The 11180-nt window shown below is 46.9% G+C and carries 13 protein-coding genes; 3 read left to right on the top strand and 10 right to left on the bottom strand.

All coding sequences use genetic code 11. The annotated features are described in order from the left end of the window. Positions 1–373 precede the first annotated feature (373 nt). Together Q8O92_10130 and Q8O92_10125 are read left to right on the top strand one after the other, a co-directional pair. Positions 374–538 carry a type II toxin-antitoxin system HicB family antitoxin gene (locus Q8O92_10130; protein MDP2983671.1) on the top strand — a complete coding sequence of 55 codons (165 nt, stop codon included), beginning with the start codon at positions 374–376 and terminating at the stop codon, positions 536–538. Positions 539–595: 57 nt separating this feature from the next. After that, positions 596–757, top strand: a complete 162-nt coding sequence (locus Q8O92_10125; protein MDP2983670.1) for a type II toxin-antitoxin system HicB family antitoxin — start codon at positions 596–598, stop codon at positions 755–757. A gap of 27 nt (positions 758–784) precedes the next feature. Here the strand turns inward: Q8O92_10125 and Q8O92_10120 are convergent, their stop codons facing one another. The 3 genes from Q8O92_10120 to pdxA all read right to left on the bottom strand — a co-directional run bounded on the left by Q8O92_10120 (position 785) and on the right by pdxA (position 2890). Further along, the gene (locus Q8O92_10120) at positions 785–1558 is read right to left on the bottom strand and encodes a L,D-transpeptidase family protein (GenBank protein ID MDP2983669.1); all 774 of its coding nucleotides are present in this window, start codon (positions 1556–1558) and stop codon (positions 785–787) included. Then, positions 1555–1731 carry a hypothetical protein gene (locus Q8O92_10115; GenBank protein MDP2983668.1) on the bottom strand — a complete coding sequence of 59 codons (177 nt, stop codon included), beginning with the start codon at positions 1729–1731 and terminating at the stop codon, positions 1555–1557. The genes Q8O92_10120 and Q8O92_10115 overlap by 4 nt, the downstream gene beginning before the upstream one ends. Before the next feature lie 118 nt (positions 1732–1849). After that, positions 1850–2890 carry a 4-hydroxythreonine-4-phosphate dehydrogenase PdxA gene (pdxA, locus tag Q8O92_10110; protein ID MDP2983667.1) on the bottom strand — a complete coding sequence of 347 codons (1041 nt, stop codon included), beginning with the start codon at positions 2888–2890 and terminating at the stop codon, positions 1850–1852. A 484-nt stretch (positions 2891–3374) separates the two neighbouring features. On the opposite strand from pdxA, the gene Q8O92_10105 reads away from it, so the two are divergent. Continuing rightward, complete coding sequence (locus tag Q8O92_10105) at positions 3375–4556, top strand: M20/M25/M40 family metallo-hydrolase (GenBank protein MDP2983666.1); 1182 nt, start codon at positions 3375–3377, stop codon at positions 4554–4556. 308 nt (positions 4557–4864) lie between these two features. Here the strand turns inward: Q8O92_10105 and Q8O92_10100 are convergent, their stop codons facing one another. From Q8O92_10100 to Q8O92_10070, 7 genes are all read right to left on the bottom strand, one after another. Then, on the bottom strand, positions 4865–5491 hold the full coding sequence (locus Q8O92_10100) for a hypothetical protein (protein ID MDP2983665.1): 627 nt from the start codon (positions 5489–5491) through the stop codon (positions 4865–4867). A gap of 194 nt (positions 5492–5685) precedes the next feature. Continuing rightward, the gene (locus Q8O92_10095) at positions 5686–6849 is read right to left on the bottom strand and encodes a Gfo/Idh/MocA family oxidoreductase (protein MDP2983664.1); all 1164 of its coding nucleotides are present in this window, start codon (positions 6847–6849) and stop codon (positions 5686–5688) included. 15 nt (positions 6850–6864) lie between these two features. Beyond that, on the bottom strand, positions 6865–7335 hold the full coding sequence (locus Q8O92_10090) for a hypothetical protein (protein MDP2983663.1): 471 nt from the start codon (positions 7333–7335) through the stop codon (positions 6865–6867). Then, entirely contained in the window at positions 7332–8510 is a 1179-nt protein-coding gene (locus Q8O92_10085) for a hypothetical protein (protein MDP2983662.1), read from the bottom strand. Before Q8O92_10085 ends, Q8O92_10090 begins: the two co-directional genes overlap by 4 nt. Next, positions 8510–9349, bottom strand: a complete 840-nt coding sequence (locus Q8O92_10080; protein ID MDP2983661.1) for a serine/threonine-protein kinase — start codon at positions 9347–9349, stop codon at positions 8510–8512. Before Q8O92_10080 ends, Q8O92_10085 begins: the two co-directional genes overlap by 1 nt. Before the next feature lie 189 nt (positions 9350–9538). Continuing rightward, the gene (locus tag Q8O92_10075) at positions 9539–10267 is read right to left on the bottom strand and encodes a sugar phosphate nucleotidyltransferase (GenBank protein ID MDP2983660.1); all 729 of its coding nucleotides are present in this window, start codon (positions 10265–10267) and stop codon (positions 9539–9541) included. 196 nt (positions 10268–10463) lie between these two features. Next, positions 10464–11180: GDP-mannose 4,6-dehydratase (locus Q8O92_10070; GenBank protein MDP2983659.1), on the bottom strand; the 717-nt coding region annotated here is incomplete at its 5' end.

Below are 11180 nucleotides of genomic sequence, written 5' to 3'. Positions count from 1 at the left end.
GTCAGTCGATCTTTCCCTCGATACATTGCCTCTTCCTTTACTAAAAAATGCAAGGTTTATCAGGGGTATGATTCGAAATGCGTGCATTTCGACCTCCAAAACACTGCCATAATATACTACTTATCTCCTTTATTGTCAAGTATTTATATTATATTTTCAGACTTTTTCAGCAGACCCTAAATAACGACTTTTATTGAATAAAAATGACCTTGAAACCCATATATTGGTATGGCAGAATGGGGCGGATTTTGATCCGGCGACCTTGCACGATTGGCCCCAATCGATTGAAGAGTGGAAAAAACAGACCCGCCGGTGGGAATCCGCAAAGGTATAATCGTTCAACCATGACAAATCAGCGAACAAAGGAAATGCCATGAAATACAAAATAATTCTCCAACTCTCGGAAGAAGGGTACAGCGTCCATGTACCCGGCCTGCCCGGCTGTTGGTCTCAGGGGGCAACTGAAGTTGAGGCCATCGAAAATATCAACTATGCTATCCAGGAATATCTTGAGGCTGTCGATGGCATATTCCCTTGACTATTTACTTACAAAAAGAATATACTGTTTTAAACATACTATTGGAGGTTAGGAAAAATGAAAAACATACATCTTCCCATACTTATTGAAATTGATGAAGACGGCTGCTATATAGTAAGCTGTCCTGTATTAAAAGGCTGTCATACCTATGGATCAACCATTGACGAGGCCATGGCTAACATTAAAGAAGCCATTGATTTGTGCCTTGTTGAAACCTGAAGGTTTAAGAGTCCCCGCTTTGCCTCTTCACCTTCCCGGCAATCCCCAATCCCCTTTCAGCCTCTCATAGCTTTTCCCGGTAAGCTGGACAAGCACCGGCCGCTTTTGGGGATCGAGCCACGCCAGAAGCCGCTGCATGTTCTCAACGGCCATGGCCGTGCATCCCGCGGTAAATGAATTCTCCCCGCGCCAGATGTGCAGAAAAACACAGCTTCCCGCCCCTTTTACCGGCCTGTCGGTATTGTGCCCCACCACGATGACGTATCGGTACAGATCGTCGTCGCGCCGCATGTTCTCGTGCGAGGGGAGGTTTGCCGGATCGAGCTTTTTCTCGCGGAGATTCACCACCAGGGCGTAGTATTCCGAACGGATGTCATCCAGGCAGATGAGATCGGGTGTGGACTGAGTATAGGGGAGTTTCGTCTGGACACTGTCCGGCGGGGGATAGCCGAAAGCATGGAGCAGCTCGAACGCTCCGGCGGGTGATTTGCCATCTCCTTCGCGTTTCACCGGCTCAAGGGGGGTGCGGTCTCGGTCACGGTGCAGGCCCCGGCCCCAGGCCAGGCCGTTACGGCCCAAAATCGCCGGACAGGTGAACATGGGGCGCCAGGTATTTCCCTGACGGTAAAATGTTTCCAGACGGGCATGGGTGGAGGTATCCGTATCTGCTACGACCAGAACAAGCTGGTCTGCCCCTGTGAGCGGAGTCAACGGTGTACGGGCGAGGTAGGTAACCGATAGAGCGATTCCCAGGGCGATGGAGCCGAATATTGTCCAGAAGATGAGAGCGCGCCGGTTCATTCCGCTCCTTTTCGTACTCCGCTGTTCCGGTGGAAGAACACCAGTCCCGCGATGAAGAAAACCGCGCCGGACATCAGGATTAATATGACCGCCAAAACCACGAAAAGGGGAGCGGGCGAAAGCAGAATCATGGTTTGAATCTCTCGTACATACAGGGCGAAAAAACCTTTCACTTCCTGTTTCCTTCCTGATAGATGCCGAAACGGTTTCATCGTTCCCGCGAAGCGGCAATAAATTCGGCATGACACGATTGTGAAAATAGATGCCGAAACAAGTTCGGCATGACACGTGTCATCCTGAACTCGTTTCAGGATCTCTTTTAACTTTTACCATCTGAGACGCGAGTTCCACCGCCTCGATCATGCTGAGGGGGCTGGCAATTCCTTTTCCGGCGATATCGAATGCCGTGCCGTGATCCACGGAAGTACGGATAATGGGCAGTCCGAGCGTGGTATTGACCCCCTCCACCACGCGGTTTTCCTTTCCCAGCTTGAACCCGGCAAGCTTGAGCGCGATATGCCCCTGGTCATGGTACATGGCAACGATGCCGTCAAACTCCCCGCTCAGTCCCCTTGGGAACACGGTATCCGGGGAGATCGGCCCGGTGATATTCATGCCCACTGCTTTCAACTCCTCTACCGCGGGGATGATTTCTTCGATTTCCTCACGGCCGAACATACCGGCTTCCCCGGCATGAGGATTCAGCCCGGAAACGGCGATGCGCGGATTTTTCATCCCCAGTCGTTTCAGCGCATCATGGAGGAGTTGGACAGTCCGAACGATACGTTTTTTTTTAATCCGGGCAGGAACATCCCGTATTGAGGTGTGAGTCGCCACATGGACCACCCGTAAGTCACCGAGCGAGAGGAGCATGGCGATATCCTTCGCCCCGGTAAGGCTTTGATAGAACTCGGTATGTCCCGGATATTCGTACCCGGCCAGATTGAGCGATTCCTTGTTTATCGGCGCTGTCACTACCGCATCCACTTCACTGGAAAGAGCCAGCCGTGCGGAAAGCTCGATACACAGCGCCGCCGCCTTCCCGCACCGGGCATCCACAACTCCATACTGAAGGGGAACTATCAGGCGACGATCCGGTACGATGAGATTCATGATGTTTTTGCGAAAAACTGATTCCCGGGGAGAGTCGATTTTTTTTATAACGAAATCCAGATCGAGCATTCCGGCATCCCTCTCAAACGGTCCGGGGAAGCCTATGACCACCATATCGGCAGCTTCTTTTGCCCGATGGGAAAAAAGGGTCTTCAGGATTACTTCCGGCCCGATCCCGGCAGGATCTCCCATGGTCAGAGCGCATAAGGGTTTTCTCATGTGATGCTCCATGAAAAGTGACAGAGTGACAAAGTAACAGAGTAAAAACCAAACATTCACAAATAGAAATCTTTGATTTATTCTCTCGCAAAGTTCGCAAAGTCAATAAAGAAAGGAAAAAATTGGGAATTTGAATGCATCACGGATAATTTAAGGTATCAGAATAATTTTAACATATTGCGGGAGAATACAATAAAAAATTATTGAAACAAGTATTTTTTCTTTGCGAACTTTGAGAGAAACATTATTTCAAAAGTTTCAAAAATATTTGAAGCAATGCAAAAATCCTGTTAATCCTGTTAATCCTGTCAAAAAAATCTTACTCCCTCCATAATATCGAGAACAAAAGCCAGCTTCCGCAAACTGTATTTCTCAAACCGGAAAGTAACGCTTGTATAGACGGAAGTCATCTGCCATATTATTCCCACTTTTACCTGTATTGAAAAAACCCGGAATGCAGCCATACACAGAGGTGAATGCCGACATGCCATCTACAAAGGATATTTTTGATCTTATCGATGATTCAGAGGTGATCCAGATCACAAGAGATCTGGTGCGGATACCTTCCATCACCCACCATGAGGGCCGCGGGATAGTGGATTACTATGAGGGGTGGTTCAAGGATCTGCACATACCGGTGCGTCTCTATCCCTATGAAAACGACCGATGCAATTTTTTTGCGGATTACGGGGCTGTGAGCGGCCCGGATAGATTTCTTTTCAACGGCCACCAGGACACCAAACCGACCGGCACCATGACCGTCGAACCGTTCGGGGCGGAAATCCGTGACGGCAGGATGTACGGCCGTGGCGCCTGCGACATGAAAGGGGGACTTGCCGCCATTCTCTGCGCCTTTAAAGCCCTGGTGCGCGCCGGAAAGAAACCCCGGAGAGGAATCACCTTTGTGAGCGATATCGAAGAGGAATACGGCGGTCAGGGCGGAATATGCCTGCTCCTGGACAGCGGCCTCCTCGACGGGTATGCCGGCCTCATCTCAGCCGAACCTTCCGGCCTTGAGATAAACATCGGCAACCGGGGCGGCATCGCCACCGCGTTCGAAACCAGGGGGAGATCCGCGCATTCCGGTCTCGCCTACCTGGGGGTCAACGCCATTCACAACATGGCTTTTTTCATACGGGAATTTCTGAAACTCCCCTACCTCTCGATCGAGAATCCCTGGTTCGGGAAGTGCACGGTCAACTTCGAGAAAATCGAGGGCGGCCTCTATCTTTCGGCGGTTCCGGACCGGTGCCTTGCCTGCATCGACACCCGCCTCATCCCGGAAACCCCGCCGGAGATGGTGAGGGAGCAAATTAACGGACTAATGGACAGGATGAACCGCGAGCAGGGAATCGCAATCCGTGAAACCGATCCTCCCCGGACATGGCGGGAAGACAGGGGCGGCTCACCGGCGGCATTCATTCCTCCGGATCATGAATTTGTGCTCCGTACTATTAAAGCTTTCGAGGGGGCAATCGGGGAAACGGCCGTTCTTTCCGGCTGCCCGGGGGCGACCCTTGCAGGTTCCATGATCCTGAGGGGGACGCCTTCAGTCATCTGCGGACCGGGCGCCCTCGCTCAGGCGCACACCGACGACGAATGGGTGGAGGTGGAGCAGATTCCGAAAGCCGCACGAATCTATGCCGCGCTCATGGAAGAGATGTAAGAAAAGAGAGAATACAGGAGTCAGGAGTCAGAAGAAAAAATTGTCTGAATCACTGATGCGCGTGATTCAAGTGATAAAAGATGATGAGATGCGAAAAAAATATTTTTTCTTCATCACTATTCTAAGAAAATCGGTAATGTGATAACAGTATATCCTTCAATAAAAAAAATTCGCATAGATGAGCGCTTGGAATTTGTGTAAAAGGTAGAAATGAAGTATGCTAAGAAGCCACATTTACGCGGAGGGTAAGAGTCATCCTTTGCGAACTTGAAACTTGTCACTTGATACGTAGGGAATTCATTCGGTAATTAATCTCTCAATCGAATTCCTCTGAATGCATCTGCCGAGGCGATCAGTTTTTTTGAGGGGTCGTAAACAAAAATGCTTCTGGCACTACCAAAAAGAATTGCATCGGCGTTAGCTATTGCGGTGACATATCCTAAGAGATCATTTTTGTCATTGATATAACGGCTCATTTCTACCACCAGCCCACCATCTACAAAAACGTTACAATCTTGTTTTACCAAATTCATAACCTTATTTGCTGCATCAACTTTTTCTTTTCCATACTTGGCAACAGGGTCATACTTCATAGTTGAAACAGGAGTCTGATTAGTTGGGGTGGGAGCCGGGGTTGAGACTGGGGCGTGAACTGAGGAGATAGAATTCTGTGGAAGTCGAGGAGGCGTGTTAGACTTGAAATTCCCGACTAAAATAAGAAATAAAATAAAAATTCCAGCTATTACAGCAAAACATACCCCAAATCCCCAACGCGCAATACAGTGCCCGGTAAAGTATCCCATCGACTCCGCAAAAGAACTGTTCGCATGGTTGTTCTCTTTCGGCAAGTCACGCCCGCAGAATCGGCATACTATCGCAGCGCCTTGAATAAACTCGGCGCAGTAGGGACATCTTTTCAAATTTCCTGAACCCATAGTGGCACGCTCCATTCTAAGTAAAACCGAAATTCCTCATATCAAAATAATGCGGAGTTGCATTTCACAAAAGCTTATTTGTGAATCAACATAAATGCTTATACTTCATAACCATCGGTTTTTTCATTCGAATCAGCGGTTCAGACTGTCTTTTTAACTTTGTCACTTTGTCACTTTGTCACTCTGTCACTTTTTTATCCAAAAAACCCTTTCGGGTAGTGTTTCGGGTCCATGGGCGGACCGGAATTCGGGATTTCCCAGCCGAGCGGGATATCATCAAGTGCAACCGGCGCGCCATTTTTCTCAAGTAACGAGTAAAATTCTCCGATGAACATCTGCGTTTTCTCATAGATGTTCTCGTAAGGTTCAGGCATTTTCCCGGTCTCGAACATGCGCTGCATGGCATGTATCATGGGCAGCCAGATTGCGCTGTCGGTTACATATCCACGGCTTTCCCGCGGCCAGTCCATCTGACGGTCCACGGTGACATCGTTGAAATAGCCATCCCCACGCTTGGAGGTTCCCTTGCCGGATACCCGTATCCAGGCGCTTCCCGATCGGTATGACTGCTGGAGCAGCCCCCAGAAGTTGTTACCTCCATTGCGCCCCTTGTATTTAAAAGTCATTGCTCCGTTCGGCCTCTTCCAGTCGTCCGCCTGGTAGGAAACGCTCAACACTCCTCCGCCGACGCAGGCGTACACGAAGTAAATGCCGTGAACCCCGTGGGTGGCGTAATCGCTCTGGGCGTTATCGGCCACATATCCCACAATCTCCCCCAAATCCGGCAGGGTCTGACGGATCGAATCCACCGCCTGCACATATTCCAGTGATGAGCCGCACATGATCGAAGCGCCGCCTTTTTTTGCCGTTTCGATGATGGCACGCGCATTTTTGAGACTGGAGGTGAAAGGACGGTTGATGAAAATGGGGATTCCGGCCTCCAGGTAGGGACGAGCCAAATCCTGGTACCAGAAAAGGGAGGAGAAATCGGAAAGTATCACCGCATCCACCTTGCCAACCATGGAGTCGTAGCTTTTCGCCTTTTTAACATCGAACTTCTTTGCGAAACGGTCCAGAGCCTCCGGGTTTATATCCCAGGCCTGGGTCATGACCATCCCGGTCACCCGCGATTTCCCATCTGTGGGATTGATGAGAGGCCCCCAGATGGAGTCGATGTGCCCTCCTGTGGCGGTCAAAATCCCCACTTCAAGGAGCTCCCCAGTGGAAGGGGTTTTGCGTTTGAATTTACGCTTTCCCGCCTCCTGCGCGGAGGCGGTTCCCGTCGCGGCGAGGGCTGAAGCTGCGAGAATGTTTTTTTTTACAAATGTGCGTCGGGATTCATTTGATTTTAATGGCATGTGAGTGCCTTTATATTAACAATTTGGGTAAAATGATTCGAAATATTTTTTATGAAAAGTTCTGGTCATAGGCTCTGAATATGGAATTTGGAAACGCGGACAGTAATACCATTTTAAAATTCCATCACATGATAAGCCAGCCAAACCAATGTTTGCGTTTCTAAATTCATCTAATGCCTTTTTAGCACGATGGACGTAAAAGGCATCTAATATAACAATAGAATAATGCGCGAATGATTTATATCGATACGCTTGGGTTAAAGCACGTTGCCAATTTTCTCTTTTCATCTCACATGCTACAGTTCTATATACTACTTTTCCAGTTAAATAAGGTTTCCAAAAAACAACTATTTGATCAGGGATACCAAACAAACCCTTTGCTTCATTAATTTTCCACGATTCCCAGTCGCGATATCTTAACTTTGCGTGAAACTGCTCAAGACGAAATAATTGACACATTAATTTTTCAGATTTGAAAGAATTCATCGTATATCCCTCATCCATATATTTAAAATCGATATCCAGGATGTCAAATGGAATCCACTACTTTCTTGATCGAATACAACACCAGAGTTTTTCAGATGCTGATGTTCATCTAAAGCAGAATGACATTCCTCAAGAACAACCGCACAGCGGTCCGCCTCTGGAACATCAAGTAGACGTCTCAATTGATTAGAGTATGCAATAAAAAAATGCTTGTATGGTTCTGGTTTTGCAAAGTGCCAATTGTATTCAGGTTGAAACATACTTACTCGATAATGATTATCTTCAATATATTCATTGATATTACTGACAACCCTTCGTATGGCCCCCAAATATTGGTACTCGACCCATTGCATGAGTCGTGGAATGTATAAACGAACGTTAGGTGCATATCTCCGTGTTTCATCAGGTTCCCTAAAGGCATCAGGCGAAAACATACGTAGATTTTCATAAATACCCATCGTAATTCCGTCAACACCGGCACAAGTTAGTAGTATGCCTTCAGTATTTGTGTACCCAACTATCACATTTAGATTTGCTAATTTAATGTCGCGAATAAAGCCCATCAGATCTAAAAGAAACTCCGTATCTGAAAGTTGCTTTTGGCGGTTGTGTACATGATAAATCAAATAGATCCCTTTAAGCTCTGTAAAGCTAGTAATCCAATTTAGCAGTTGTGTTCGGTATAAATTGTCTCGAATCATAAAATCAGTAACAATTAATTGAAGAAAAAGAGGGCGTGTTATATGACGACGACTAGCAATTTCTAAAAAAGGAGTTATAAAAAGCTCTTCCTGTTCTCCGATGAATTCTGACGGCATTCCCTCCCGAAACCGTGTGGGAACCGTAATAGCTGAAAAACCATAATCGTCTTGGAATTTGATGCAAGCATCCGCGCATTCTAAAGCCATATCATGTGACCAGTCAGCAGTTGTGAATCCTCCCGCAACAACTTGTGGGAAAAATGGGTATGTTGCTAATCCTCCTCTTGAAGAGTGAGGTAGATAAAACTGTGGATCAAAAATTGAACGCGACCGCAGATCGGCCTTAATAGATTGAACACGGGATCGAGTCATATATCTAGGAGCACAAATAATACCTTCCCCTGTATGGTCAGACTCGATACTGTCAAGACTCCAATTATAACGAAAGCCTAACTGATGATAAATTGATGCCATTAGCCACCTCTTACAACTTTAATTACTGCATTAATTAGTTCATTAGGAAGCCTAAAACGCATATAAGGCTGGGGTGCAAGCAGTTTCGTTATAATAAAATACTCGGCAGGAGATGTTTTATCTCTAATCTGATTCTTAGCCCAATTCCCGGTCAAAATATTCTCTGGGATACTTCTCCCTTGATGCGTAATTCTTGGGTCGAAAGGGTGCTCTCCATCTAAAATCAATTGCCCTATTACAATTCCTAAAGAAAATTGATCTGTACGATGATCAATATCTCTTTTGCGATTTTCTAACTGTTCTGGAGATGCATAATTAGGTGTACAGGGACCGAATGGTGCGAAGGTATGAGTAAGCGAAGTTGAATCAAGAAAACGAGCAATTCCCAGGTCAATAATTCTTGGTCCATCTTTCGTAACCATAATATTTGCAGGTTTAAGATCCCTGTGTACAACTCTTTTAAGCCATAATTCAGAAAGTCCGCTTAATAGTATTAAAAGTAATGAAAAAGCTTTTTCGGGCGTAGTATAATCGTGGATACAATCATCAAGCGGGGTTCCATCTATGTATTCTTCAAAAATCAAGAATCTAATATTATCAATAACTTCAAAATTAATATGTTTTGGAAAAACAGGAGAGCTAAGTTCGCATAGAATAGCCACCTCCCGTTTTATTCTTTCCAGTGTTTGAGGTGTAAAAAAAAGCCCTATTTTTAATACAATCTTCCCTAAATTCTTATCTTCATATAGGTAAACCTCTTTTTGACTACCTCCTCCCAAACGGTAAGCCCCAGGAAATCGTATTAAAATATCGTCAATTTTTAAATTGTTTTGATTCATTATGTTACTTTGTATCCTATATTTATTAAAGAAACACCCTGTTATATAAACACTTAAAAAAAATATTTATTATTGTCTTTGAATCCTTGAATTTGCCGATGTTTGCTTCATAACCTGAAATAATGCATAAAGTTTATCTTGTCAAGGAAAGTTTTTTTCAATTGAGTATTGGGAAAAATCTATCCTTTATTAGACCGAAAAACCGTATTTCTCCGCCACAAGCACATTCGCCCGTATGAGGGAATTGAATGTCCCCGCGTCCGTCCACCAGCCATCGAGGACTTCGTATTCCATGCAGCCCTCCGCGATATAGGCGTTGTTCACATCCGAAATTTCCAGCTCCCCGCGGGATGAGGGTTTGAGCGTCCGGATGAAATCGAACACCTTGTCGTCATAAAGGTAGATGCCGATCACCGCAAAGGATGATTTTGGCTTAAGCGGCTTCTCTTCTATACGGACAATGCGATTGTCTTCAAGAACGGGGACTCCGAACCGCTCGGGATCGGGCACTTCCTTGAGCATGATGCGTGCGCCGTGGGTCTGAAGTTTGAAATTCTCTACCGCAGTTTTTATACTTCCCTGTATAACATTGTCGCCGAGTATGACCACCACCCGGTCGCCATCCACGAAATGTTCCGCCAGGGAAAGCGCCTGGGCTATGCCGCCGTGCCCCTGCTGGTAGGTATAGTTGATGTGTTTCAGACCGAACTCTGCGCCGTTGCCGAGAAGTGTCAGAAAGTCGCCAGCCGAGTTTCCCCCGGTCACGATCATGATATCGCGCACCCCGGCCTCGATCAGGGTTTCGATGGGATAAAAGATCATCGGCTTGTTGAAGATGGGCAGGAGATGCTTATTGGTTACCCTGGTCAGAGGATCGAGCCGTGTGCCGAGGCCTCCCGCCAGTATGACTCCCTTCATGCGCTGTCCCTCCGATAAAAACAGTTTCTCAAAAAGTCCGCAAAGAAAGAAAAGCAAAAAGAAAATATTGGACAGGATTAACATGATTAACAAGATTAGAAAAAAAGAAATATTAATCATGTAAATCTTGTAAATCCTGTCTAAAGTCTTTCCTTTCTTTATTGACTTTGCGAACTTTACGAGAGAAAATTTTCTATCATTTCAAAGGTTTCCACCACTCAGGATGTTCCCGGTACCACCGGATTGTCTCCTCAAGGCCTTTTTCCAGATCGATGCGGGGTGAAAAACCGAGCCCTGCAATTTTGGCGCAATCCATCGCATAGCGGAAATCATGGCCAAGACGGTCCGTGACCGGTGTGATGAAGCTTTCCTGAACTTTTATCGTTCGGACGATGACGCGGGCAATTTCACTATTGGAAAGCTCTTTCCCGCTGGAAATGTTGTAGACCTCCCCCGGAACTCCCTTCTCAAGAACAAGCTCGATGGCGCGGCAGTTATCGAGTACATGGATCCATTCCCTGACATTCGTCCCGTCGCCGTAAAGCGGCAGGGTCCTGCCTTCAAAGCAGTTGGTGATGAAAAGCGGGATCAGTTTTTCAGGGTACTGAAAGGGGCCGTAATTGTTGGAGCTCCGGGTGATGATCACCGGCGTTCCGAATGTCTTATGGTAAGACAGGGCAAGCAGATCCCCGGCCGCCTTGGAGGCAGAATAGGGGCTGGAAGGATTCAGGGGCGATTCCTCGGTGAACACTCCCTCCCGGATGGAGCCGTACACCTCGTCCGTGCTTATCTGGATGAACCGCGGAACTCCAGCTTTCCGCGAAATATCGAGGAGCACCTGGACTCCGATAACTCCCGTTCGAACAAAGGCATCGGCTTTGTAAATAGAGCGGTCCACATGGCTTTCCGCCGC

It is taken from the genome of Candidatus Latescibacter sp. (assembly GCA_030692375.1).
Taxonomy (GTDB): Bacteria; Latescibacterota; Latescibacteria; order Latescibacterales; family Latescibacteraceae; genus JAUYCD01.
This window is presented reverse-complemented; position numbering and strand designations above follow the sequence as displayed.